Genomic DNA, 24782 nt, shown 5'->3' with positions numbered 1-24782 from the left:
GGGATCGAGGGGCTAGGGGACCTGGCGCTGCTCCGGACCGTTATAGGCACTGAGCGGGCGGATCAGGGAGTTGGACGCGGTCTGCTCCATGATGTGGGCTGTCCAGCCGGTGATCCGGGCGGCGATGAACAGGGGTGTGAACATCTCGGTTTCGAACCCCATCAGGTGGTACGTGGGTCCGGCCGGGTAATCGAGGTTGGGCTTGATGCTCTTCGCCTCGTCCATCGCCGTTTCCAGCCCGCTGTACAGGCCCAACAGTTCGGGCCGGCCAAAGTGCTTGATCATCCCGTCCAGCGCGCCCTTCATGGTCGGTACCCGTGAGTCGCCGTTCTTGTAGACCCGGTGGCCGAAGCCCATCACCTTCTTTTTCTGGGCGAGAGCATCCTCCATCCACGCCTTCGCGCGGGCGGCAGCCTCTTCACGGGACTCGTCGGTGCGGATGCCGATCTCCTCGAACGTGTGCATCACTGCCTCGTTCGCCCCACCGTGCAGCGGCCCCTTCAGGGCGCCGATGGCACCAGTGACCGCCGAATGGAGGTCAGCCAACGTTGACGTGATCACCCGAGCCGTAAAGGTTGACGCATTGAACGAGTGCTCCGCGTACAGCACCATTGACACGTTGAACGCCTCGACTACCTCGGGCGCCGCCTCCTCGCCAAACGTCATCCACAGGAAGTTCGCCGAGTAGTCAAGATCGTCCCGCGGAGCAACGATCTCCTGACCACGACGGCGGCGCTGGTCGTAGGCGACGACGGCGGGAAACGCTGCGAACAACTCCATCGCCTTCTCAAGGTTGGCTTCGGGGGAGGAATCGCTGGCCAGCGGGTGGTTGGCGCCGAGCACCGAGACGGCCGTGCGGGCAACGTCCATCGGGTGGCACGTCGTGGACAGCAGATCGATCGCAGCCTTCACGTTGTCCGCTAGCGCGCGGTGGCTGCGTTCAAACCCCGTGAATTCGGCGAGTTGGTCCGTCGACGGCAGTTCGCCGTGCCACAGCAGGTAGGCGACCTCTTCGAAGCTGCACTTGGCGGCGAGTTCCTGCACCGGGTACCCGCGGTACAGCAACGAGTTGGTGTCGGAATTAACCATGGAAACAGCCGTGGTGTCGACTGTAACCCCGGCTAACCCTTTATAGATCTGCGGTTCTGTCATGGGGACTCCTGTTCAACAGCGGACGGGACCTGCTGCGTCGTGTGTTCCGGCGAACCGGGCACCTGAAAATTGAAAACCGAGGTGTCGAATCGGTTGTATGCCTCGTAGTCCACGAGTTCGTAGAGACGAGCCCGGGTCTGCATGGCACCGACGGCCCCCTGCTGGGTGCCGTCGGCCTTGATCGATTCCAGCGTACGCTCCGCTGCGCCCATTGCACTACGCAGCAGGGTGACGGGATAGATCACCATGTTCACCCCCACCGAGGAGAGCTGGTGCAGGGTGAACAGCTCGCTCTTCCCGAACTCGGTCATGTTGGCCAGGATCGGGACGTCGACGGCGTCGCGAATGGCCTGAAATTCACTCAGGTCGCGCATGGCCTCGGGGAAGATCGCATCGGCCCCTGCCTCCACAAGCGCCCGGGCCCGGTCCATGGCGGACTGCAGGCTGTCGGTACCGCGGATGTCCGTCCGCGCCATGATCAGGAAGTTCGGGTCGCGGCGGGCATCAGCGGCCGCCCGGATGCGTTTGGTGGCCGTGTCCAGGTCCACCACGTTTTTGCCATCCAGATGCCCGCACCGCTTCGGATTGAACTGGTCCTCGATGTGGCAGCCCGCCAGGCCGGCGTTCTCCAGCTCCTGGATGCTCCGCGCCACGTTCATCGGCTCACCGAATCCGGTGTCGGCGTCGACAATCGACGGCAAGTCGGTCATCCGGGCAATCTGACCGGCACGGGTGGCGACCTCGGTAAGCGTCGTCAGGCCAATATCCGGTAGGCCGAGATCGTTGGCGAGGACCGCGCCGGAGATGTAGACGCCGTCGAACCCCTTGTCTTCAATCAGCCGCGCTGAAAGGGGGTTGAACGCACCGGGGAACTGCTGGATCCGGCCCGAGGCCAATCCAGCGCGGAACGCGATGCGCTTCTGCTCGGGGGTCACTGAGGAGTACAACATTTAGAACAGTCCCTTCGGTGCGGTTGCGGGGTCGATGACGCCCGGTGCCGCGACCAGGTTGAGCTGATCCAGTTCGCCGGCGTCCAGCTCGGGCAGGCGTTCGACGACGGCGAGGAACCGGTCGATCTCTGCCTCGTCGACAATCCGGTGGCCGTCCTGGCCCGCGGCCAGGGTGCGTAGCTTGTTGATGTACTGCTCCCGGGCGAATGGCCGGGCGCCGAGGGGGTGCGCGTCGGCGACGGCCAGCTCGTCGGTGAGGACCGTGCCGTCGGCCAGGGTGATCTCCACCCGGCCGCCGAAGGCCTTCTCGCTGATGTGCAGCGAATGGTAGCGCCGGGTCCACTCCGGGTCCTCCAGCGTGGTGACCTTCCGCCAAAGTGCCACGGTGTCGGCCCGGCCAGCCCGCTCGGGGGTGTAGGAATCGACGTGGTGCCAGGAGCCGTCCTGCAGTGCGACCGTGAAGATGTAGGGGATCGAATGGTCGAGGGTCTCGCGTGACGCGGTGGGATCGTACTTCTGCGGGTCGTTTGCACCGGACCCGATCACGTTGTGGGTGTGGTGCGAGGTGTGGATGACGATCGACTGCACCTGCTCGGGATCGGCCGCCTCCGGGTGGGCCGCATGGAGCTTGCGGGCGAGGTCGATCAGGGCCTGGGCCTGATACTCGGCTGAGTGCTCCTTGGTGTACGTGTCGAGGATCGCCCGCTTGGATTCGCCGGCGGTCGGGAGCGCTACGTCGTACCTGCCATCCGGACCGTCCAGCAGCCACGCGATGAAACCGTCCTCACCCTCGTAGATCGGGGTCGGCGAGGTCTGGCCGCGCATCGCCCGGTCAGCAGCCTCCACTGCCATCTTCCCGGCGAAAGCCGGAGCGTGGGCCTTCCAGCTGGAGATCTCGCCCTTCCGTGACTGGCGGGTGGCGGTGGTGGTGTGGAGGGCCTGGCCGATCGACTGGAAGATGGTCTCGACGTCGAGGTCCAGCAGGGTGCCGATCCCGGCAACCGCCGATGGGCCGAGATGCGCCACGTGGTCGATCTTGTGCTTGTGAAGGCAGATGGCCTTGACCAGATCCACCTGGACCTCGTAGCCGGTGGCGATGGCCCGCAGGAGGTCCCGCCCGGACCGCCCGGCGTGCTGGGCGACGGCGAGGATCGGTGGGATGTTGTCGCCGGGGTGGGAGTAGTCGGCGGCGAGGAACGTGTCATGGTAGTCCAGTTCACGGACCGCGACGCCGTTGGCCCACGCGGCCCACTCGGGCGACGTTTTCTCGTGGACCCCGAAGATGGTGGCACCGGCGCCGTTCGAGGACGCCGGGTGGCTGGTGGCCTGCGCGCGGGCAGCCACCACGGGGGCGCGGGTGAACGAGGCGACGGCAACCGAGGCGTTGTCGATGATGCGGTTGATCACCATGTCGGCGACGTCGGCGTCGACCTCCACAGGATCGGCCGCGACCAGCGCCAGCCGGTAGGCGAGCTGCTCCTCGCGGGGGAGGTTCTCGTCGCTGCGATGGGTACGGACCAGATGATGTTCAACCATTGAGGTGAGCCTTTCGGGGTGGGACGGAACCAGCGTCGAAACTGTGTTTCGAGGCCAGCAGATGGTCAAGACTGTTATGGAGATGGATTTTGGTAGCGGCCGCGGCGAGGTCAGCGTTGCCGCCGGCAATGGACCGGGCGATCTGCGCATGCTCGGCTGCTGACGCCAGCAGCCGGTCCCTGTTGTCTTTGGCCAGGCGCCTGATCCGTACCAGTTGAGCACGTAGCTGGCCCTGCGCCTGGCGGAGGAACTGGTTGTCGGCGGCGGCGTCGACGGCGGCATCCAGCTCGGAGACCAGGGCATAGTAATCACGCTGATCCGGGTCGGAGCCGGTAATCAGCTCGCCGGCGGCCTTGAAGCGTTCGGCCAGCGCGGTGAAAATTGGTGGATTCCGGTGTGCCGCAGCCAGCTCGGCGGCCTTGCAGTCCAGAGCCAGTCGCACGTCGAAGAGCTGGCCCATCTTTTCCAGGGAGATATCGGTGACGACGACGCCGCGTCCGGTCTGGGCGGCGGTCAGGCCTTCCGCCCCGAGCCGGGCCAGGGCTTCCCGCAGGGGTGTCCGGGAGACTCCGAGCCGGGCCGATTGCTCCACCTCGGCCAGGACAGTTCCGGGGACCAGGCGCCACTCAATAATGTCGGCCCTCAAGGCGGCGTAAGCCCTGTCGCTTGCCCGCATTCATCCTCCTGCCGACGCTCGCTGTGATGTAAACACTGTAAAGCCAATGTATACAGAGAGCCCTGCAACCGCAAGAAAAAGTCCACCCTAATCGATGATTCCCCGGCTTATGTATACATGACTGGCGCTCGTCAGTAGGATGACAGCACATCACATTGACGTGGAGGAGAGCCGTATGAGCCAGGACTATCGCACGCTGTATCGCCGGAGCCTTGAGGCTCCCGACAAGTTCTGGCTGGACGCAGCACGGGGCGTCGACTGGGCCAAGAACCCGACCATCGCCTTGGACAGCGCAGCCGCACCACTTCATCGGTGGTTTCCCGACGGTGAACTCAACACGTCCTACAACGCCCTGGATCGCCACATCGAGGCCGGGCGCGGGGACACTACAGCGCTAATCTACGATTCGGCAATGCTCGGTCTGGTCCGCAAGTACACCTATCTGGAGCTCCGGGACGAAGTGGCACGCTTCGCGGGGGCCCTGCGCTCGCAGGGGGTGGCCAAAGGAGACCGGGTGGTGATCTACCTGCCGATGGTGCCCGAGGCCGTGATCGCGATGCTGGCCACGGCGCGTTTGGGAGCCGTTCACTCGGTGGTCTTCGGCGGGTTCGCCGCCAAAGAGCTGGCCTCGCGGATCCAGGACGCACGCCCCACCGTGGTGGTGACGGCGTCGGGCGGGCTGGAACCGCGCGGCCCTATCGAGTACCTGCCCGCCGTCCACCAGGCCCTCGAACTGTGCGATCACCGGGTGGACGCCGTCATCGTGAAATCGCGGGAGGGTTTCGCGAACAACAGCGTCCAGTACGCGACGACGTCGGGCACCAGCTGGCTCGACTGGGACGAAACGCTCGCCACAGCCGAGCCGGCCGACCCCGTCCCGGTCAATGCCACCGACCCGCTCTACATCCTCTACACCTCAGGAACCACGGGATCCCCCAAAGGCGTGGTGAGGGATAACGGCGGGCACGCCGTCGCCCTGGCCTGGTCAATCACCAATATCTTCGACGTCCGCCCGGGCGACGTCATGTTGACGGCGTCCGACGTCGGCTGGGTGGTGGGACATTCATTCATCGTCTACGCCCCCCTCCTTGCTGGCGCGACGACGGTGCTGTACGAGGGGAAGCCCGTCGGCACCCCCGATGCCGGAGCGTTTTGGCGGCTGATCAACGATCACCGGATCAACGTGCTGTTCACCGCGCCCACTGCGCTCCGGGCGGTGCGGAAGGTCGACCCGGATGCTGCCCTGCGTCAGGATTACGACACGTCCAGCCTGCGGCTGCTGTTCTGTGCGGGGGAGCGGCTCGACATTGACACGTACCGGTGGGCCGGCGAGACGCTCGGCGTGCCGGTGATCGATAACTGGTGGCAAACCGAGACCGGCTGGCCCATCTGCGCCAATCCTCGCGGGGTTGAAGAGCTGACCATCAAACCGGGTTCGCCCACGCTGCCCCAGCCCGGCTACGACCTCCGAATTCTCGACGCCGACGGCCATGCGGTCCCGGCCGGGACCGAAGGCAACATCGCGTTGAAGCTGCCGCTGCCGCCGGGAACGCTTCCCACCCTGTGGGGAAGCGACGAGCGTTTCATCAGTGCGTACCTGAGCGCCTTCGACGGCTACTACATCACCGGTGATTCGGGTTATCTCGACGACGACGGCTACGTTTTCGTGATGGGCCGCACCGACGACATCATCAACGTGGCCGGACACCGGCTTTCCACCGGGGCCATCGAGCAGGTCTTGGCGCAGCACCCGGCAGTCGCCGAATGCGCGGTGATCGGGCTGGCGGACGCGCTGAAGGGGCAACGCGCCAGCGGCTATGTGGTGCTCAAAGCTGGGATCGACATCAGTGCCGAGACCCTCCAACAAGAGTTGGTGGACCTGGTGCGGCAGCAGATCGGCCCGGTGGCCGACTTCAAACAGGCAGTGGTGGTGGACGGTCTACCGAAGACAAGGTCCGGAAAGATCCTTCGGAAGACCATGCGCCAGATCGCTGCGGGTGAGGAGTACGTGGTGCCTTCCACCATTGAGGACCAGTCTGTGCTGGACGCCATGAAATCGGTCCTGCAGCCCCGGGCGGGCTAGCTGATCCAGGAGTACTCAAATTCCGGCCGGCCCCGGGTCCCGTAACGGGGCGCGCGTCGGGCGGATTGCTGGTCGGCGAGGTATTCGAGGTAGCGGCGTGCGGTCACCCGGGACAGCGCGAGGTCTGCTGCCACCTCTACCGCCGAGACGGCGGTGCCGCCCCGCTTGAGCATCAGGATCACGCCCTTGAGCGTCTCGTCGGAGAGTCCCTTGGGCAGGCTGCCCTGAGCGGGCGGACGAAGCGCGGCAAGGGCGTTGTCCACCTCGGATTGGGTGGTGGAGGACGACTGGGCCACCAGGTTCGCGCGGAAAGACCGGTAGTTCGCCAGCTTGTCGCTGAAGGCCGAGTAGGTGAACGGCTTGATCAGGTACTGGACAATCCCGGAGGAGATGGCCGCTCTGACAATGTGCAGCTCCCGGACAGCGGTGATGGCAATGACGTCGGTGGGCAGGCCAGCGCCGCGGATCCTCCGGATGATGTCCAGACCATGGATGTCCGGCAGGTTCATGTCCAGCAACACCAGGTCCACCCGATCCGCGCCCGAGCCTAAAAAGGTCATGGCCTCCGCTCCGTTGTGGGCGACCCCCACCAGGGCGAACCCATCGAGCCGCCTGACATATTCGGCGTGCGCGTCTGCGGTGATGGCGTCGTCCTCAATCACCAGGACCCTGATGTCATCAGACATGGGTGCTACCCGGGAACGGGTTGTTCGCCACGGGCGGCTGCCTCGAGACGAGGGGTAACAGCACAGTGAAGCGGGCGCCGTCGTCGTTCGCCACCGTAAGCGAACCCCCCAGGCGTTGTACCGCCTGGCGCACCAGGGCCAGGCCCAGCCCGCGGCCCACGCCGCCCACTGCGGGCTCCTTGGTGCTGAACCCCAGCGTGAACGCGTCTGCACCGGTGGCGCTCAGCCCTGGTCCGCTATCCCGCACCGTGATCATCACATTGCTGCCGCTGCGCTGAATAGTGAGACTGACCCGCCGGTCGCGCGAATCCGACGCAGCGTCCAGGGCGTTGTCCAGGAGGTTCCCGATGATCGTGACCAGCGCGCTCGGATCGAGGTGGGAGGTTTCGATCAAGCCGTCGACGGCGATCGCCAGTTCGATCCCGCGTTCGTTGGCTTGCGCGGCCTTGCCAACGAGCAGGGCGGTGATGAACGGTTCGTCGATGGCACCGAGCACATCGTCGGTGAGTTGCTGGGACTGGGTCAGGTCCCGGGTGGCAAAGTCGAGGGCCTCGGCGCGGCGGTCGAGCTCGATGAGGGACACGATGGTGTGCAAACGGTTGGCGTGTTCGTGGGTCTGAGCGCGCAGCGCGTCGGTGAGGGTGCGCATGGTCGCCAGCTCACCGGTCAGCGACTCGATCTCCGTGTGGTCCCTCAGGGTGGTGACGGTACCCATCGGCCTGGCGCCCGGCGGTCGGCTGCCCCCGCCGGGGACTGCCGCCTCCTGGTTGACCACGAGGATCCGGTCAGCGGTGACGTGGAATTCGTCGATGGCTTGTCGGCCGGTAGTCAGCAGGTCAATGAGCGACGGCGGCAGGTCGAGGTCGCGGGCAGGGGTCGGCTGCCCGGTGCGGGCCGGGGGGAGGCTGAGCAGTTGCGCTGCCTGGTCGTTGTACAACACCAGTTCACCGCGCGGATTGGTGAGGACCATGCCCTCCCGGACCGAATGGAGCACCGAGTCGTAAAAGACAAACATGTGCGAGAGTTGGTCCGTGCCAAGGCCGAGGGTGGCCCGTCGGAGGTGCCGGCTGAGCAGGAAAGACACCACCGCTCCAGCAGTCACCGCCCCCGCCGCAATGAGGAAGAGCAGGGGCAGTTGGGCGTTCCGGGCGATCGCTACCGTGTCCACGGTGACCCCGGCCGCCACCATCGCGACCACTGCGCCGTCGTCGTCCACCACCGGCACGATAGCGCGTACCGAGGGTCCGAGTGTGCCGGAGAACGTCTCGGTGTGGGCCCGGCCGTCGAGCGCCTGCTCGATCGATCCGATATAGGGGCTGCCGATTTCCTCGGGGTTGCGGTGGGTGAACCGGGTCCGGTCCGGCGCCATGATGGTGATGAAGTCGACGCCGAGGTCGCCCATCACGTCGCTGGCATACGGTTGGAGCGCGGCACTGGGATCAGGCTGTGAGACCGAGGCATTGACGTACGGATCGTCGGCAAACGTCGTCGCAATCGCGAGCATGCGATTGGCTGAGGTCTCATAGGTGCTCCGCTCGGCATCGAGGTAGAGGACCCAGGAGATGGCGGCGGTCAGCGCCAGCACGAAAACCAACTGCCCAATGAAGAATTGCCGTGCCAGGCTCCATTTCCTCACCGTTCCGCTGTTCCCTTCCTTTGATCCTGCGAACAATATGAACGCAATGGTGATTCACATCACTGTACGCCCGAGCATGGGATAGACAGCTTTGAATCATCCACCGAAGGAGTATGGCTATGGCGCCATCAAAATCCACCGCAGGTCAGCCGGCCCAGTCGGCCAGCCAGGGTAAACCACGGAAGAGGGTCGACAAGACCCATTTCCTCTACATTGCAGTGATCGCGGCGGTGATCCTTGGTGCCATTTTGGGCCTCATGGCGCCAGAGTTCGCCAAAAGCCTCAAGCCCATCGGTGCTGGCTTTATCGGTCTGATCAAGATGATGATCGCTCCGATTATCTTCTGCACCATTGTGCTGGGTATCGGCTCCATCGCCAAAGCCGCAACGGTCGGCAAGGTCGGCGGGTTGGCGCTGGGCTACTTCATGGTGATGTCCACCTTCGCCCTGGCCATCGGCCTGGTCGTCGGCAACATTGTCCAGCCCGGCGAAGGCCTTGACCTCTCCGGTGCCACCTACGACGCCGGCGACACCAGCGAAGCGGCCACCACCACCGACTTCCTGCTGGGCATTATCCCCGACACCCTGCTTGCCTCCCTGACCGGAACCAGCATTCTCCAGACCCTCTTCGTCGCACTCCTGGTTGGTTTTGCCCTGCAGCGCATGGGATCCGCGGGAAAGCCAATCCTCCGCGGCATCGGTCACATCCAGGCACTTGTCTTCCGCATTCTGATCATGGTGATGTGGCTGGCCCCGATCGGCGCGTTCGGCGCTATTGCCGCCGTCGTCGGTGAGACGGGCGTGCAGGCGATCGTGAGTATGTTCACTCTGATGGCCGCGTTCTACGTGACCTGCATCCTCTTCATCGTCGTGATCCTGGGTGGCCTGCTGAAGCTGGTGACCGGTGTCAACATCTTCAAGCTGATGAAGTACCTGGGCCGCGAGTACCTGCTGATCTTCTCCACCTCCTCCTCCGAGGCAGCATTGCCACGACTGATCGCGAAGATGGAACACCTGGGCGTTTCCAAGCCCGTGGTGGGCGTCACCGTTCCCACTGGCTACTCCTTCAACCTTGACGGCACAGCGATCTACCTGACCATGGCGTCACTGTTCGTTGCGTCCGCCCTGGGTACTCCGCTGGCCCTCGGCGAGCAGATCTCGTTGCTGGTCTTCATGATCATCGCCTCCAAGGGTGCCGCAGGGGTGACCGGCGCTGGCCTGGCTACCCTGGCCGGTGGCCTGCAGTCGCACCGCCCGGACCTGGTGGACGGGGTCGGCCTGATCGTCGGCATCGACCGGTTCATGTCCGAGGCCCGCGCGCTGACCAACTTCACCGGTAATGCCGTCGCCACCGTGCTGATCGGAAAGTGGACCAACGAGATCGACCGGGGCCGCGTGGATGAGGTCCTGGCCGGAAACCTGCCCTTCGATGAGGCGACCATGAGCGCCAGCCACTTCGATGACGACGTCGAAGACGGTTCCGCAGTCACCACTGACAGGGCCGTCAACAACCTGGGTGTCCTCGATGACGATGGCGACCGCCGGGTCGGCGCCAACCGCTAGGTTTTATTGCCTGGGTAACACCCCCGAATAGGCCTCTTCCCACCCGGGAAGGGGCCTATTCTGCTGTTTGGCTGACGCAGCGGGTGCGCCGCAAACCGTCCCACTGACGGGCCCCGACCACTGGGATTGTCTAGACAATCCCAGTGGTCGGCGTCGGCGGGTGGGCTAATGCAAAAAGTGCTTCCCGTCCCAGCCGGGAAAGCTTAGACCTCAGGTTGAAACTAAAGGCTCGCGGGTCGGTGTCAGCCGATTTACCCGTCGGAATGCAGCCCCGGTTGTAACGTGGAGGGCAGGCAAGCAAGCGATACTTTCAGCACAGCGATTAAACGGAAGCGTGGATACATACGTGAGTAGCGAACAGGGTTCCACAACTCTGACGGACGCCGAGATCGGGCCCACCGGCCGCCCGGTGACCGTGTTCCCCGAACCACCGGTTTTGTCCTCCCACGGACCGGCCCGCGTGATAGCGATGGTGAACCAGAAGGGTGGCGTCGGCAAGACCACCTCCACCATCAACCTGGGAGCGGCGCTCGCCGAGGCGGGACGCCGCGTCCTGCTGGTCGACTTCGACCCCCAGGGCGCCCTCTCAGCAGGCCTCGGCACCAACCCGCACGAGCTCGATCTCACCGTCTACAACGTGCTGATGGACCGCAAGGTGCAGATCCAGGACGCCATTCAGACCACGGCATTCGAGAACGTGGACCTGTTGCCTGCCAACATCGACCTCTCGGCAGCCGAAGTGCAGTTGGTGAACGAGGTAGCCCGCGAACAGGTACTGGACCGCGCCCTCCGGAAGGTCTCGGATGATTACGACGTCATCCTCATCGACTGTCAGCCATCGCTCGGACTCCTGACGGTCAACGCGCTCACTGCGGCGCACGGCGTTATCATCCCGCTGATCTGTGAGTTCTTTGCGCTGCGCGCCGTTGCGTTGCTGGTCGAAACGATCGAGAAGGTCCAGGACCGGTTGAACCCGCGACTGCAGGTCGACGGCGTCCTCGCCACCATGTACGACGCCCGGACCCTGCACAGCCGCGAAGTCATCGCCCGACTGGTCGAAGCTTTCGGTGACAAAGTCTTCGAGACGGTCATCAAGCGCACCATCAAGTTTGCCGATGCGACAGTGGCCGCCGAGCCAATTACCTCCTACGCGGCAAACCACTCGGGTGCCGACTCCTACCGCCGGCTGGCCAAGGAACTGATCGCGCGCGGGGGCGCCCCCTAACCATGCAGTGCGCCGCGCACCCTGGCGCCCATGCGTGACGCCGAAGCGAACGCCGTGACGCCCGACGACGGTGTAGCACGGGAGCCAACCAGGTTCACCGTCCGGCTGGAAAACTTCAGTGGTCCGTTTGACCTGTTGCTGGGGCTCATTTCCAAGCATGAGCTGGACATCACCGAGGTAGCCTTGGCCACGGTCACCGACGAGTTCATCGCGTATATCCGCGCCTTCCAGGGCACTGACGCCGATTTCTCCCTCGACGAAGCCAGCGAATTCCTGGTCATCGCCGCGACCCTCCTGGATTTGAAAGCGGCCCGACTGCTTCCTGCCGGTGAGGTGGAGGACGATGAGGATGTGGCGTTGCTGGAAGCGCGGGACCTCCTGTTCGCCCGGCTGCTGCAGTACAAGGCGTTCAAGGAAATCGCCCGGCAACTGGGGGAGCGGCTAGCCGAGGAAGGCCAGCGGTTCCCGCGGCAGGTAAGCCTCGAACCCCAGGTCGCGGCGATGATGCCCGAATTGTCCTGGCACACCACCCCCGGGCAGTTCGCAGACCTGGCGGCGAAAGCGTTGGCGCCCCGCGAACCCGCACCCACCGAGGTGGGGGTCGACCACCTACACGGGTCGGTGGTGAGCGTTCGCGAACAGGCCGAGCTGCTGGGGCTCCGGCTCCGGGAAGGACGGCCGCTGTCCTTCCGACAGCTCACCCAGGATGCTGGGGACATGCTGACCGTGGTGGTCAGATTTCTTGCCTTGCTGGAAATGTTCCGTGATGCGGTGATCTCCTTTGACCAGAGCGCGCCACTTGGAAACCTCACGATCCGCTGGTCTGTCGGGGTCGGCGACTGGTCCCCAGCCTCGATCAGTGATGAATACGACCAGCCAATGCTCACCCCGCCAGCCCTGCCCCCTCCACCCCTTGAAGGATCACAGTGAAAGCCCAGGACCCTGGCGATGAGGAGACCTTTTTCGATGCCGCGGGTGAACCAGGCGGTATCAAGGCCGCGTTGGAGTCGGTGCTGATGGTGGTTGACGAGCCAGTCACCGACGTGCAACTCGCCACTGCCCTCCTCGTTCCGGTCGCCGAAGTCCAGCTCCTGCTGGTGGAACTCCAGCAGGAGTATGACGGCTATACTGGTCAGGGCCCGGAAGGGCACACCACCGATCCGGCGGTTTCACAGCCGCGTGGCTTCGAGCTACGCAGCGTCGCCGGTGGATGGCGGATTTTCTCGCGCAGCACGTTTGCGCCGGTAGTGGCGAAGTTCGTGCTCGAAGGACAAAGCGCCCGCCTGTCACAGGCAGCTTTGGAAACCCTCGCCGTCATCGCCTACCGGCAACCGGTGTCTCGGGCAAGAGTTTCAGGGATCCGCGGCGTGAACGTGGATTCGGTGGTACGCACCCTGGCGTTACGCGGTCTGATCGCCGAAGCTGCAACCGATCCTGAAACAGGCGCAATTCTGTACGGAACAACTTCGTACTTTCTGGAAAGATTAGGTATTGGCAGCGTTGCTGACCTGCCGCAGCTTTCACCACATCTACCCGGGTTGGAAAACCTCGGTGATTTTGATGACACCACGTACTAAACACGCTAGCTAAAAGGATATTCAATGACACAGGCGCCACGGTCCGGCTCCGGACGCAACACCCCCAAACGCGACGGGTCCGCACGTCCTGCCAGCGGCCGTGAGGGGTACGCGCGTGACGACTCCGGCCGTGACAGTGCCACCCGCGACGGCGGTTCCCGAGACGGCGCGCCGCGCGGCGGGCCGGCACGCGGCGGTGCTCCCCGCGCCGGCTCAGGAACAGCCCGTGGTCGGTCGGCGCGCGACGCGTTCGGCCGCGGCTCGGCTTCCGGAGCAGGGCGCGACGGCGACGCGCGCCAAGGCTCGCCTCGCGAGGGTGCAGGGTCGGACCGCGACGGAGAACGCAGGGGGCCGGCCCGCGACGGCGCCAAGCGCCAGGGTCCAGCCCGCGGCAGTGCCGCCCGTGCGAAGCCAGGCCGCGACGGCGCACCACGCGAGGGCGGCTACTCCCGCGACGCGTCACGCGACAGTTCACCACGCAGCGGTGCACCCCGCGACACCTCAGCCCGCGGCGGTCGTCCCACCACAGGTGGTCGCCCCACCAGCGGCGGTCGTCCTACCACCGGCGGCTACCGCGGCGCTTCGGAAGGGTCGGGCGAGGCACGCCCGTTCGCTAACCGCACCCCCAAGCCAGCTGGAGCCAAGAAGAGCGGCGGCCGGCAGCAGCCAGCCGGGCCCAAGGCCTTCGGCCGGGAACGCTTCGGCCAAAGCCTCGGACCGGTCCGCCGGCCCAAGGTACAGAGGCCCAAAGCGGCACCTGTCGACCGTCTTGATGTCCACAACCCCGACGGCGTTCGCCTCCAGAAGATCATGGCCTCGGCGGGAGTGGCGTCACGCCGCGTCTGCGAGGAAATGATCGAGGACGGCCGCGTTGAGGTTGATGGAACCATCGTCACCGACCTCGGCGTCCGGGTCGATCCCACCCAGGTCGCTATCCACGTGGACGGCATCAGACTGCAGCTCAACGACCATCTGGTCTACTACGTCTTCAACAAGCCCAAGGGCGTCATCTGCACCATGGAGGACCCCGAGGGTCGTCCCTGCATCAGTGACTACCTGAAAAACAAGAACGAGAACGAACGGCTCTTCCATGTGGGCCGTCTCGACGTCGCCACCGAGGGCCTGTTGCTTCTGACCAACGATGGCGAACTCACCAACCGGCTGACCCACCCCTCCTACGAGGTCCCCAAGACCTACCTCGTACAGGTCCGCGGGCCAATGGCTCACGGCATCGGCGCGCAGATGCGCGAAGGCATCGAACTTGAAGACGGCATTGCCAGCGTCGACTCGTTCAGGCTGGTCGACTCCACCCCAGGGCACATCCTGGTCGAGGTGGTGCTGCACTCCGGCCGTAACCGTGTGGTCCGTCGTCTTTTCGAGGCTGTCGGCCACCCCGTCGAGCGTCTGGTCCGTACCCAGGTAGGCCCCATCCGGGTCAACGACCAGCGCCAGGGCAGCATCAGGGTCCTAGGCAACCAGGAAGTCGGACACCTGCTGGCAGCGGTGGGACTCTAAACACATGCCTGGCGCTAATCACGGTGGTACCCACCTGTCCGGTCCCGTGCTCATTGTGGGCACGGGGCTTTTGGGCGCCAGCATTGGCTTGGGGCTGCGGGCCCGGGGGATCGACGTCGTACTGACCGACATCTCTCCCTCCACCCAGGCGGTGGCCGAGGATATCGGCGCGGGACGGTCCCACAACCCGGCGGAAACTCTTGACCCGGAACTGATCGTTGTCGCAGCACCGCCCGATGTCACGGCGGACCTGAGTGCCAAGGCGCTCACCAAGTACCCGAATGCCGTCGTCGTCGACATTGCCAGCGTGAAAGCTTCGGTGCTGGACCACTTGACTTCGGTCGTCGACGAGTCGGCTCTGGCCCGCTACGTGGGGACCCACCCGATGGCTGGACGGGAAAAGTCAGGGCCGGTCGCCGCCCGCGGTGAGTTATTCACCAGCATGCCCTGGGTGGTCTGCGCCGGACCGAAGACCTCGGCTGCATCGATCCGTACTGCCGAAGCGCTGGCAATTGACCTGGGCGGCGTCGTCGCGCGCATGAGTGCCGAGGACCACGACCAGTCGGTTGCACTGATCTCCCACCTCCCGCAGGTGCTGTCGTCGCTGGTGGCGAGCAGGCTGCAGGACTCGCCGCCGCATGCGCTGGCGCTGGCCGGTAATGGCCTGCGCGATGTGACCCGGATCGCTGCGAGTGACCCTCGGCTGTGGGTGCAGATCCTGTCGGCGAACGCCGACCGTCTGGTCCAGATTCTGTACGGCGTGCGCGAGGACCTGAACCGGCTCATCGGCACCCTCGAAAACCCCACCGGGGCCGGATCGCGGCTCGATATGGCACAACTGATTTCCGAGGGCAACGTGGGCCAGGCCCGCATCCCCGGCAAGCACGGCACCCCGCCCGAGGCCTTCGCCCGCATGACGGTGCTCGTCGAGGACGTCCCCGGCCAGATCGCCCGGCTCCTCACCGAAATTGGCGACGCCGGCATCAACCTTGAGGATCTGCGGCTGGAACACTCGCCCGGGCGTCAGGTGGGCATGGCCGAAATCTCCGTGGTACCGAGCAAACGGCACGATCTCCTCGAATTCCTCACCGCCAACGGTTGGAAAGTGGTCCAGTGAACACCCCCCATTCCCTTTTCCGCATCGGCAAGTCCCTGGTGGTCGCCATCGACGGTCCCTCAGGGTCCGGCAAGTCGAGCGTTAGCCGTGAGGCGGCGCGGCGCCTGCATGCCGCCTACCTGGACACGGGGGCAATGTATCGGGCGGTTACCTGGCACTGCCTCGCCGAAGGGATTGACCTGCATGACGGCGCCGCCGTCGAACACGCCGCCCGTGCGATCAATCTGGGCATTAGTACTACTCCCGACAACGAATCGATCACCGTCGGTGGCCAGGACGTCACCGACGCGATTCGTGAACCGCGGGTCTCCGACGCTGTCTCGGCCGTCGCCACCACCATGGGCGCCCGCAGCGAACTGATCCGGCGGCAGCGCCAGATCATCGCCGACTCAGGGCACCGCATCGTCGCGGAGGGCAGGGACATCACCACCGTCGTCGCGCCCGACGCCGAAGTACGGATCCTGCTGACCGCCAGCGAAGCCGCCCGCCTGCGCCGCCGCGGCGACCAGCTCGGCGGCACCCAAACGGACGCGCAGCTGCAGGCGCAGGTCCTGGGGCGGGACACCAAAGACTCGACAGTCGTCAATTTTCACCAGGCCGCAGATGGCGTGGTTACCGTAGATTCATCGGAACTCGATTTTGAGCAGACCATCACGGCCGTGCTCGATGTCGTTCGAACCGTTGCACACTGATAACGAAGGAATGCACTCATGACTGACAACCAGGCCCGCCCTGACATTGAAGGGGCAGAAGAGTTCGAGCCGACCGGCGAGGACTCGATTGCGGAGCGCCTGGCCGGAATCGACGACGACGAGGCGGAGGTCCGCGCCCGGTCGCTTCGTGCCGGCCTCGACGACTACGAACTCGACGAGGAAGATGCGGCGCTGCTTGCGTTGGAGCCCGAGGATTACGATCCCGACGCCCCGCTGCAGCTCGATCCGGTCCTTGCCATCGTTGGACGCCCCAACGTTGGCAAGTCCACCCTGGTCAACCGTATCCTCGGACGCCGCGAGGCAGTCGTCGAAGATACCCCCGGCGTCACCCGTGACCGCGTCATGTATTCGGCCACCTGGAACGGGCGCGGGTTCACCCTCGTGGACACCGGTGGCTGGGAGCACGACGCCCGTGGCATCCACGCCCGGGTCGCCGATCAGGCCGAGATCGCCGTCGACATGGCCGACGCCGTCCTGCTGGTCGTCGACGCAACCGTTGGCGCCACCGCCACGGACGAAGCCATTGTGCAGATGCTGCGCAAAAAGAAGAAGCCGGTCATCCTGGTCGCCAACAAGGTTGACGACATCCAGAACGAAGCCGATGCCTCCACCCTGTGGGGTCTGGGCTTCGGTCAGCCGTGGCCCGTCTCGGCTCTCCACGGACGTGGTACTGGTGACATGCTGGACCAGGCGCTCGAGGTGCTCCCGAAGTTCTCGGCGCACGGCGGGCTGGAACGCTCCGGCGGGCCCCGCCGTGTGGCGCTGATTGGCCGTCCCAACGTGGGCAAATCGTCGCTGCTGAACAAGCTGGCGGGCAGCGACCGGGTAGTGGTGGATCCGCTGGCCGGAACCACCCGTGATCCTGTAGACGAAATGATTGAGCTCGACGGCCGCGTCTGGCGCTTCGTGGACACCGCGGGCATCCGCCGCCGCGTGCACATGGCCCAGGGTGCCGACTTCTACGCATCCCTGCGGACCCAGTCGGCGTTGGAAAAGGCCGAGGTGGCCGTGGTGCTGCTGGCCGTGGACGAGGTGCTCAGCGAGCAGGACATTCGTATTCTGAACCTCGCCATGGAGTCCGGCCGGGCGCTGGTGCTGGCGTTCAACAAGTGGGACCTGATGGACGACGAGCGCCGCACCTACCTGGAGCGCGAGATCGAACAGGACCTGGCGCACGTCGAATGGGCACCCCGTGTGAACATTTCGGCGTTGACCGGCTGGCATAAGGACCGACTGACCCCGGCCCTGGACCGTGCACTGGAATCCTGGGACACCAGGATCCCCACCGGGCGCCTCAACGCGTTCCTCGGTGAACTGGTTGCTGCCCACCCGCACCCGGTTCGTGGCGGAAAGCAGCCCCGTATCCTCTTCGGCACGCAGGCGTCGTCGCGCCCGCCGAAGTTCGTTCTCTTCACCACCGGGTTCCTCGACCCGGGCTACCGTCGCTTCATCCAGCGGCGCCTGCGGGAAACCTTCGGCTTCGAAGGAACGCCGATCGAGGTCGCCATGCGCGTCCGGGAGAAGCGCGGCAAGAAGAAGTAGTCTCGCCCGTGCACGCCTAGCGGATTGGGGATCCTCAAGGCGGCCCGGTTCGTTCAGGGCCGGGGTATGCGATAGGATTCTTCAGGTGGTTCAGCCTTCATCGGCGAGCCAATCGGGATGTGGCGCAGCTTGGTAGCGCACTTGACTGGGGGTCAAGGGGTCGCAGGTTCAAATCCTGTCATCCCGACAGCTGGAAGCCCCGATGAGACGGCAAATCTCATCGGGGCTTCGTCGTTCTGGACGCGGTATTTTAGGTCACAGTCTGGTCTCTTGGGCCTTTCTGGGTGGACGACCCACTTAAGAGCGGAACCGGTCGACCTTGGGCGTCTGAGGATAGAGGACCACAAGGGGACCAGAACGCCGTTTCCTCTGACTCGTGCTACTTGGGATATCTACCACTTTCAAGGCCTCTGATGATTTCGTCTGCGGTATCGGAGGGCTCTGGACCGAGGTCATTCGCTAATCATCGACTTAGTACGAGACATAGGTGCCGGTCCACGCCGGGACGGATGTGGCGACGACGGCATCTACGATCCACCCGATAGAGGGGGGTTGTTAGAATACCCTTCGGAACCACCCGAACGCAGTAATCCCCAGACAGCGCACCGCATTGCGGAATACCTTATCGGGTTGATCACTCTCCGCCTGACTTTTACAAGCCTTCACACCATTCCCGGTAATAGGAATTGCTCGTCCAGGGGTGGGCGCTGCGAAACCCACAGCGCCATGGATCTGCAGGACTACACCGACGTATTGATCTTTCCGTTACAACTGAAACTCACTCCGATGTCTGCATTCCGAGCCCTTCGCGGCCCGACCAGGTAACGGGCGCCGTCTACCGGAGCCGAGATAGTCGCTGGCGGCCCGGCAGCAGCCAAAGCCAAGCTGAGCTAAGCGGATACGCACTACGGAGCTTACCGTTGCGCGCCCGCCAAAATAATCGGAATGGGGAATTGCGAGGCGCGAAGGGGGTCAAGTAAATCGTCAGTGATCCCCGCAGTGAAATCATTGACCTCCAAGACCTTGAAGAGCGCCTCACGGCCGAACTTGGAGCTGTCCGCGACGAAGAAGGCCTCCTTCGCGATGGAACGCATCAGCCTTTTGAGCTCAACCTCATAGCTACTCGTGTGATAGAGGCCGTCGTCGCAGACGGTATCCGCGCCGAACACTGCGACGTCAACTCGCAGATTCTCCAGTTGAAGCACTGCAGCCGGCCCCCACGTCGTGTAGATGTCGGGGAGAAGTTCGCCGCCAATAAGTACGAGATGCGCTGAACGTCGCCGGGCAATCTCCGTGGCAACGCGCAGATCATTGGTCACCACGGTGAGACGGCGCCGAGTCAGGTGCCGCGCGACCTCGAGCGTCGTGGTCCCCCCATCGAGGAGCACTGTTTGGCCTTCAAGAATCCGCTCCGCCATTGCCTTGCCAATCGCGGACTTCTCGGCGAGATGAAGTTCCTCTTTGAATTGGTGAGGAGTGTCAGATTGCCGAACTGGGATCGCACCACCGTGGGTTCGCTGCACCAAATCCATCGCCTCAAGACGCTCAAGGTCACGCCGAATCGTCGATGAAGTCACAGCAAATCGCGCGGCGAGATCGTTGACGGATCGGAAGCCATCATCCTTGAGAACCTCGACAATCTCTGCCTGTCGTGACACGTATCCAGCTCCTTTCTTGTCTAAAGTACTGCCTGCGCAGACTAGCCTCATCGCTGGTTCGATTCTAGAGCGTCTGCGCGAAAGTGCGCATTCCGGACCAGTGCGTGTTGGCTGATGCCGATGCCGATGCGCCCGATTACCTGATCTTCAGGGAGGAGGGCTCGGAACGCGCCGAAAAAGGGGGCAAACAAGGATCCTCGGCGAGATCTTGACCCATCTATGCTCATTAATGCGCAGAAATCTGCGCGATATCGCTTGACAAGCCGGGTGTTCGAAGATATTTTCAACCAATAGCGCGCAACTGTAAGCGTGCTACATCAAGGATTTCACCTGCATTGAATCGTTCACAAGGGAGTAAACGAAATGAATAGTAAGCAAACCCTCCGTGGCACCGCGCTTCTGGTGGGAGCATCTCTCGGCCTGGTCGGCTGCTCATCAGTGGGCTCGGTCGGAAGCGAGTCGAGCGGCGAGGCCACCCCTTCCGGGGAACAAGTCATGGTGACGGTCGTAAAGGCTCAGACCATTCCGTGGTTCCAGCGCATGGAGGTAGGGATCCAGGCATTCGCTGACCGAACTGGCGTCGATGCCCGTCAGGAGGGCGCAGACGACGTCAGCCCCGAGAAGCAGGTTCAAATCGTCCAGGACCTCATCGCCCAGAAGCCCACGGCAATCACTGTTGTACCCAACTCGCCCGAGGCACTCTCTTCGGTGCTCAAGCAGGCTCGGGACCAGGGAATCATTGTCGTCTCACACGAGGCAACCGGTATCGAGAACGTCGACATCGACATCGAGGCGTTCGACAACCCCTCCTATGGTGCCGAGATCATGGACAACCTGGCCGAATGCATGGGTGGAACAGGTGAGTACGTACAGTTCGTCGGTGGGCTGACCGCTCAGACGCACATGGAGTGGGTTGATGCCGCGCACGAGAACCAGACCGAGAATTTCCCGGACATGACTCGCGTCGAGACTCCGATTGAGAGCACCGACGACCAGGGGACTGCTTACGAGCGCGCAAAAGAGGTGCTCGCCAAGTACCCGGATATCGCCGGATTCCAGGGGTCAGCCGGCAACGACGTCCCCGGCATCGCGCGTGCGGTTCAGGAGGCTGGGCTTGAAGACCAGGTCTGTGTGATGGGCACCTCCATCCCGTCGGTCGCCAACCAGTACCTCGCTGATGGTTCCATCGACAAGATCTTCTTCTGGGACCCCGCCCTCGCCGGTGAGGCACAGCTGGCCATCGCGCAAATTCTGGCCGACGGCGGAACCATCGAGGAAGGCACCGATCTTGGAGTCGAGGGCTACACCTCGCTCAAGAAGCTAGAAGGGTACGACAACGTCTTTGTCGGAGAAGCTTCGGTAGCTGCCGACGCCGAAACAGCCGCCGAGTACGACTTCTAGCCATCTCAGACCGGGTCGGGGCGCGCATCCAGTGGATGCGCGCTCTGGATCCGAGTTGGAAAGGTAATGCTATTACTTCCGCACCCAATTCCCCGCAGGGAGAACCATTCGTCTCGGCACACGGAATTTCCAAGACCTTCGGTGGCGTACCCGCTCTCAGGGACGTGTCCATCGAGCTGATCCCAGGAGAAGTGCACTGCCTTGCGGGCGAAAACGGTTGCGGCAAGTCGACTCTCATCAAGATCATCTCCGGTGCGGAGCGGCCCGACTCGGGTGAGATCGTCATCGACGGAGTCTCCCATTCCCACATCAACGCCCACGCAGCTATCCAGAGCGGAATTCAGGTCATCTACCAGGATTTCTCGCTCTTCCCCAACCTTACGGTGGCTGAGAATATTGTGCTGACTGCGGAGGTCGCGACCGGGCGTCGGATCTATTCCCCTGCTTCCATTCGGCCCAAGGCCGAGGCGATTCTGAAAGAACTCGATCTCGATCTCGATCTCGATCGCGAGGTCGGAGATATTTCGGTTGCTGACAAGCAGCTCACCGCAATCTGTCGAGCCCTGGTCAATGATGCGCGCGCTATCATCATGGATGAACCAACAACAGCCCTCACCCACTCGGAGGTGAGCCGGCTGTTCGCCCTCGTCGAGCGCCTTCGCGCCCGCGGAGTGGCCTTGATGTTCGTTTCCCACAAGCTCGAAGAGGTACTCGCCATCTCTCAGCGACTCACCATCATGCGATCCGGTCGGCAGGTCGTGAGCGGGCCGACGTCCGAATTCGATCCGCGATCGATCTCGCGCCACATGACCGGTCGTGAGGTCAACGAAGCACGAACGGTGAGCGACCTCGACCTGTCGGCGCCCCTGGCTCTCGAGGTCACGAATCTTTCCCTGGCTGGGGCCTATCGGGACATTTCCTTCGGGTTGCGCCGCGGCGAAATTCTCGGCGTGACGGGCCTCCTGGGATCAGGCCGCACCGAGATCGCAGAGTCGCTCTTCGGGGTTACCCCCGCCGACGACGGCCAGATCCGGGTCGCGGGCGAAGTTGTCAATATTCGCACCATTCAGGACGCCGTCGCAGCAGGCATCGGATATGTTCCCGAGGATCGCCTTTCCCAAGGTCTATTCCTTGAAAAATCGATTGCTGACAACATTGTCGCCGCCTCACTCGAGTCCCACCGCAGTAAGTGGGGCACTTTGAGTACCTTGGGCGTCACCGCCACGATCAAGCACTACTTCGAGGGCCTCAAGATCAACGCCCCGAACGCGCAGGCCCCGGTTCGCACGCTCTCCGGCGGGAACGCGCAGCGCGTGGTCCTCGCGAAATGGCTTGCGACTGCACCAACCGTGCTCATGCTTAACGGGCCGACCGTCGGAGTAGACATCGGCTCGAAAGAAGAGATTCTCGAGCTCCTTCGTGTCGAGGCCGCCAAGGGAATGTCCGTGATCGTCATCTCGGACGACGCCCCCGAGCTCGTAGCCTCGTGCCATCGAGTATTAGTCATCAGGCAAGGACGCCTGACCCACACTCTCGAGGGAGATCACATCACAGTGGACACAATTCAAGAGCGGATGTCGGCCTGATGGACGCGCTGCGGCGGCTCCGAGGCGCGAACAACGAGGGCGTTCTGGCCCTCGTCCTGCTCGGGCTGATCCTTGCGATGTCAATCGCCAACCCAACCTTCTTCACCCCCAACACCGGCTTCTCAATCCTCCGGAGCTCGATTGTTCCGGTGATCTTCGCTCTAGGCGTTCTCATCGTCGTGATCACGGGCGGGATCGACGTCTCATTCGCTGCCATCGCGATCTTCGCCGGATACGCAACGGTGTCGTTCTGCCTGAGCTCCGGCTACGACCCCGGCCTACTCGGGATTTTCGCTATTGCGATCGGCGTGGGTGCTGTCCTCGGACTCATCAACGGCATAGTCATCGCCCAGTTCAACCTGCCCACGCTGATCGTGACACTCGGTACCCAGGGCATCTTTTTCGGCGCGATGTACACCTATGTCGGGGCCACCTACTTCGCAGAGCTCCCGGGGTCGATGGCGGCACTGGCCACGACGAACCTGCTCGACGTCACAACGCCGGAGGGTCGTGCATACCTGCACGTGTTGGTTGTGCCGGCCCTCCTGTTGTGTGTGCTCGTAGCATGGGTGCTGAAGCGCTCTATGTTCGGACGCTCCCTCTACGCCATGGGCGGCGACCTGGAGGCGGCACGGCGTGCCGGGTTCCAGGTGAAGCGCACTCAGGTGTCCGTTTACGTGCTGGTGGGAGCACTCGCTGCAATCGCTGGCGTCATCCACATCGTGCTCAGTCGAAGCGCCAACCCCCGTGATCTGGTCGGCACCGAACTCGACATTATCGCAGCAGTGGTGCTCGGCGGCGCATCGATCTTCGGCGGTCGTGGTTCCGTGATTGGCACTGTACTCGGCGTACTTCTCGTGCAGGTAATCAAGAACAGCCTCTTGCTGGTGGGCGTACCCAGTGCGTGGCTGCGCACCGCGGTCGGCGTACTCCTTGTCCTCGGCGTCGGTATCCAGGCAATAGCGGCCCGAAGAGATTCCCGGCGGATGCGTGTGATCGAAGATCTCGACTCGGCGCACAAAGACGAACAGAAGGTGGGACCTTGAGCCCCGACATGAAGTCGCCCCGTACGAATTCGAAGTCGCTGCGCCAGTTCAATGGTCAAGTCGGGAGCTGGACCGAACGGTTAGTGCGACGTACCGGCGCAAACCGTGGTGCAGGACGGATGGTCGTTGCGCTGCTTATGGCGATCTCGCTGTTCTCCATCCTTAACCCCGGAGTCTTCCTCAGTCCGATCAATCTGCAGAACATCGCTGTCGCTGCGCCCGAAATCGGCATCATCGCAATCGGGATGATGGTCGTCATGCTCACCGGCGGAATCGATTTGTCACTGGTAGCCGTCGCTAATTTCTCCGCCATCACCATTTCGACCCTGCACACGGCGATAGCTACGAACGACCCGGACCTGGCAAACAATCTCGCCTTCGTCATTGTTCTTGCCGGTCTCGCCGTCGGAGTGCTCGGCGGTGCAATCAATGGCTTCCTGGTGAGCGTGGTGGGAATCACCCCGATTCTGGCAACACTTGCCACCATGCAGATCTACAACGGGATCGCCATCGTCTGGACGGGCGGCACGACACTCTACGGCGCGCCGGCCATACTCGGCACGATCGGGCAGGCGGCCGTCGCCAACATCCCCGTGCTTTTCATTATCTTCCTCGCCGTTGCTGCCCTCGTCGCTGTTCTCATCAATCGCACGGCCCTCGGCCGAATGATCCAGCTGGAGGGCGCCAACTCTGTCGCCGCGCAATACTCGGCTATTCCGCGACGGGCGGTGCTCATGAAGACCTACATGGTGGGTGGATTGCTCGCCGGGCTTGCCGGCTTGCTCTTCCTCGCTCGCAACCCCACAGCGTCGGCCGACTACGGCTCCTCCTACGTCCTCCTGGTGATTGTCATCGCCGTGCTGGGAGGTACGAATCCCTCCGGAGGGTTCGCATCGGTCGCTGGCGTTGTCCTCGCGACACTCACCCTGCAGGTTGTGTCCAGTGGGTTCACCGCCATCCGGCTCTCGTCGTACGAGTACGCGATCGCCCAGGGTGTAATTCTGATCGGAGTGATGATCCTCGATTCGGTTTCGTCTACGCGCACCAAACGGTCGAAGAAAGCTGGATCCCAACCGGCCACTGAGGCCCCCTCCACCGAGCCCGTCATCCACTGAACCTGA

At 63.7% G+C, this 24782-nt stretch carries 20 protein-coding genes and 1 tRNA gene; 14 read left to right on the top strand and 7 right to left on the bottom strand.

The window, feature by feature from the left end; translation table 11 throughout:
• Positions 1-12 precede the first annotated feature (12 nt).
• The 4 genes from ACX80A_RS13130 to ACX80A_RS13115 are packed head-to-tail and all read right to left on the bottom strand — an operon-like array spanning position 13 to position 4314.
• Positions 13-1152 carry a bifunctional 2-methylcitrate synthase/citrate synthase gene (locus ACX80A_RS13130; RefSeq protein ID WP_459260193.1) on the bottom strand — a complete coding sequence of 380 codons (1140 nt, stop codon included), beginning with the start codon at positions 1150-1152 and terminating at the stop codon, positions 13-15.
• Entirely contained in the window at positions 1149-2102 is a 954-nt protein-coding gene (prpB, locus tag ACX80A_RS13125; protein ID WP_459260192.1) for a methylisocitrate lyase, read from the bottom strand. Before prpB ends, ACX80A_RS13130 begins: the two co-directional genes overlap by 4 nt.
• Entirely contained in the window at positions 2103-3638 is a 1536-nt protein-coding gene (locus ACX80A_RS13120; RefSeq protein WP_459260191.1) for an MmgE/PrpD family protein, read from the bottom strand.
• Positions 3631-4314 (bottom strand): GntR family transcriptional regulator, encoded by a 684-nt coding sequence (locus ACX80A_RS13115; protein ID WP_459260190.1) that lies wholly within the window; start codon positions 4312-4314, stop codon positions 3631-3633. The genes ACX80A_RS13120 and ACX80A_RS13115 overlap by 8 nt, the downstream gene beginning before the upstream one ends.
• Positions 4315-4489: 175 nt before the next feature.
• Here ACX80A_RS13115 and ACX80A_RS13110 point away from each other — a divergent pair, with 175 nt between their 5' ends.
• Positions 4490-6397 carry a propionyl-CoA synthetase gene (locus ACX80A_RS13110; protein WP_459260189.1) on the top strand — a complete coding sequence of 636 codons (1908 nt, stop codon included), beginning with the start codon at positions 4490-4492 and terminating at the stop codon, positions 6395-6397.
• On the opposite strand, the gene ACX80A_RS13105 is transcribed toward ACX80A_RS13110, so the two are convergent.
• The gene (locus ACX80A_RS13105; protein ID WP_459260188.1) at positions 6394-7083 is read right to left on the bottom strand and encodes a response regulator; all 690 of its coding nucleotides are present in this window, start codon (positions 7081-7083) and stop codon (positions 6394-6396) included. The genes ACX80A_RS13110 and ACX80A_RS13105 overlap by 4 nt on opposite strands.
• Positions 7076-8719, bottom strand: a complete 1644-nt coding sequence (locus ACX80A_RS13100; protein ID WP_459260187.1) for a sensor histidine kinase — start codon at positions 8717-8719, stop codon at positions 7076-7078. The genes ACX80A_RS13105 and ACX80A_RS13100 overlap by 8 nt, the downstream gene beginning before the upstream one ends.
• Before the next feature lie 119 nt (positions 8720-8838).
• Between ACX80A_RS13100 and ACX80A_RS13095 the strand changes: the two genes are divergently transcribed.
• The 9 genes from ACX80A_RS13095 to ACX80A_RS13055 all read left to right on the top strand — a co-directional run bounded on the left by ACX80A_RS13095 (position 8839) and on the right by ACX80A_RS13055 (position 18157).
• Positions 8839-10281: a cation:dicarboxylate symporter family transporter gene (locus tag ACX80A_RS13095; RefSeq protein WP_459260186.1), complete on the top strand. Its 1443-nt coding sequence runs from the start codon at positions 8839-8841 to the stop codon at positions 10279-10281.
• Positions 10282-10627: 346 nt separating this feature from the next.
• Positions 10628-11506 (top strand): ParA family protein, encoded by an 879-nt coding sequence (locus ACX80A_RS13090; RefSeq protein ID WP_459260185.1) that lies wholly within the window; start codon positions 10628-10630, stop codon positions 11504-11506.
• A gap of 30 nt (positions 11507-11536) precedes the next feature.
• Entirely contained in the window at positions 11537-12436 is a 900-nt protein-coding gene (locus tag ACX80A_RS13085) for a segregation and condensation protein A (RefSeq protein ID WP_459260184.1), read from the top strand.
• Positions 12433-13083, top strand: coding sequence for an SMC-Scp complex subunit ScpB (scpB, locus tag ACX80A_RS13080; protein ID WP_459260183.1), 651 nt, complete (start codon positions 12433-12435; stop codon positions 13081-13083). The genes ACX80A_RS13085 and scpB overlap by 4 nt, the downstream gene beginning before the upstream one ends.
• Before the next feature lie 24 nt (positions 13084-13107).
• On the top strand, positions 13108-14598 hold the full coding sequence (locus ACX80A_RS13075) for a pseudouridine synthase (protein WP_459260182.1): 1491 nt from the start codon (positions 13108-13110) through the stop codon (positions 14596-14598).
• A 4-nt stretch (positions 14599-14602) separates the two neighbouring features.
• Positions 14603-15715: a prephenate dehydrogenase gene (locus ACX80A_RS13070; protein ID WP_459260181.1), complete on the top strand. Its 1113-nt coding sequence runs from the start codon at positions 14603-14605 to the stop codon at positions 15713-15715.
• Complete coding sequence (gene cmk / locus ACX80A_RS13065; protein ID WP_459260180.1) at positions 15712-16407, top strand: (d)CMP kinase; 696 nt, start codon at positions 15712-15714, stop codon at positions 16405-16407. Before ACX80A_RS13070 ends, cmk begins: the two co-directional genes overlap by 4 nt.
• Before the next feature lie 18 nt (positions 16408-16425).
• The gene (der, locus tag ACX80A_RS13060; protein WP_459260179.1) at positions 16426-17970 is read left to right on the top strand and encodes a ribosome biogenesis GTPase Der; all 1545 of its coding nucleotides are present in this window, start codon (positions 16426-16428) and stop codon (positions 17968-17970) included.
• 113 nt (positions 17971-18083) lie between these two features.
• Positions 18084-18157, top strand: a tRNA-Pro gene (locus tag ACX80A_RS13055).
• Between the two features lie 727 nt (positions 18158-18884).
• Here the strand turns inward: ACX80A_RS13055 and ACX80A_RS13050 are convergent.
• Entirely contained in the window at positions 18885-19628 is a 744-nt protein-coding gene (locus ACX80A_RS13050) for a DeoR/GlpR family DNA-binding transcription regulator (protein WP_459260178.1), read from the bottom strand.
• 363 nt (positions 19629-19991) lie between these two features.
• Between ACX80A_RS13050 and ACX80A_RS13045 the strand changes: the two genes are divergently transcribed.
• The 4 genes from ACX80A_RS13045 to ACX80A_RS13030 all read left to right on the top strand — a co-directional run bounded on the left by ACX80A_RS13045 (position 19992) and on the right by ACX80A_RS13030 (position 24776).
• Complete coding sequence (locus ACX80A_RS13045) at positions 19992-21029, top strand: substrate-binding domain-containing protein (RefSeq protein WP_459260177.1); 1038 nt, start codon at positions 19992-19994, stop codon at positions 21027-21029.
• A gap of 35 nt (positions 21030-21064) precedes the next feature.
• Positions 21065-22615, top strand: a complete 1551-nt coding sequence (locus ACX80A_RS13040) for a sugar ABC transporter ATP-binding protein (protein ID WP_459260176.1) — start codon at positions 21065-21067, stop codon at positions 22613-22615.
• Positions 22615-23661: an ABC transporter permease gene (locus ACX80A_RS13035; RefSeq protein ID WP_459260175.1), complete on the top strand. Its 1047-nt coding sequence runs from the start codon at positions 22615-22617 to the stop codon at positions 23659-23661. The genes ACX80A_RS13040 and ACX80A_RS13035 overlap by 1 nt, the downstream gene beginning before the upstream one ends.
• Positions 23662-23780: 119 nt before the next feature.
• A complete protein-coding gene (locus ACX80A_RS13030; RefSeq protein ID WP_459260174.1) occupies positions 23781-24776 on the top strand; it encodes an ABC transporter permease in 996 nt (331 codons plus the stop codon).
• Positions 24777-24782 lie beyond the last annotated feature (6 nt).

The sequence above is a fragment of the Arthrobacter sp. TMN-50 genome (assembly GCF_054511125.1).
This window is presented reverse-complemented; position numbering and strand designations above follow the sequence as displayed.

Bases quoted from the DNA above. Each gene is read 5' to 3' on its own strand.
- ACX80A_RS13110 (WP_459260189.1), top strand. From the start codon at position 4,490: ATGAGCCAGGACTATCGCACGCTGTATCGCCGGAGCCTTGAGGCTCCC.
- ACX80A_RS13075 (WP_459260182.1), top strand. From the start codon at position 13,108: ATGACACAGGCGCCACGGTCCGGCTCCGGACGCAACACCCCCAAACGC.
- ACX80A_RS13070 (WP_459260181.1), top strand. From the start codon at position 14,603: ATGCCTGGCGCTAATCACGGTGGTACCCACCTGTCCGGTCCCGTGCTC.
- ACX80A_RS13105 (WP_459260188.1), bottom strand. From the start codon at position 7,083: ATGTCTGATGACATCAGGGTCCTGGTGATTGAGGACGACGCCATCACC.
- ACX80A_RS13120 (WP_459260191.1), bottom strand. From the start codon at position 3,638: ATGGTTGAACATCATCTGGTCCGTACCCATCGCAGCGACGAGAACCTC.
- ACX80A_RS13035 (WP_459260175.1), top strand. From the start codon at position 22,615: ATGGACGCGCTGCGGCGGCTCCGAGGCGCGAACAACGAGGGCGTTCTG.
- ACX80A_RS13045 (WP_459260177.1), top strand. From the start codon at position 19,992: ATGAATAGTAAGCAAACCCTCCGTGGCACCGCGCTTCTGGTGGGAGCA.
- ACX80A_RS13115 (WP_459260190.1), bottom strand. From the start codon at position 4,314: ATGCGGGCAAGCGACAGGGCTTACGCCGCCTTGAGGGCCGACATTATT.
- ACX80A_RS13040 (WP_459260176.1), top strand. From the start codon at position 21,065: ATGCGCGCTCTGGATCCGAGTTGGAAAGGTAATGCTATTACTTCCGCA.
- ACX80A_RS13085 (WP_459260184.1), top strand. From the start codon at position 11,537: ATGCGTGACGCCGAAGCGAACGCCGTGACGCCCGACGACGGTGTAGCA.
- der (WP_459260179.1), top strand. From the start codon at position 16,426: ATGACTGACAACCAGGCCCGCCCTGACATTGAAGGGGCAGAAGAGTTC.
- ACX80A_RS13130 (WP_459260193.1), bottom strand. From the start codon at position 1,152: ATGACAGAACCGCAGATCTATAAAGGGTTAGCCGGGGTTACAGTCGAC.
- prpB (WP_459260192.1), bottom strand. From the start codon at position 2,102: ATGTTGTACTCCTCAGTGACCCCCGAGCAGAAGCGCATCGCGTTCCGC.
- ACX80A_RS13095 (WP_459260186.1), top strand. From the start codon at position 8,839: ATGGCGCCATCAAAATCCACCGCAGGTCAGCCGGCCCAGTCGGCCAGC.
- ACX80A_RS13030 (WP_459260174.1), top strand. From the start codon at position 23,781: ATGGTCGTTGCGCTGCTTATGGCGATCTCGCTGTTCTCCATCCTTAAC.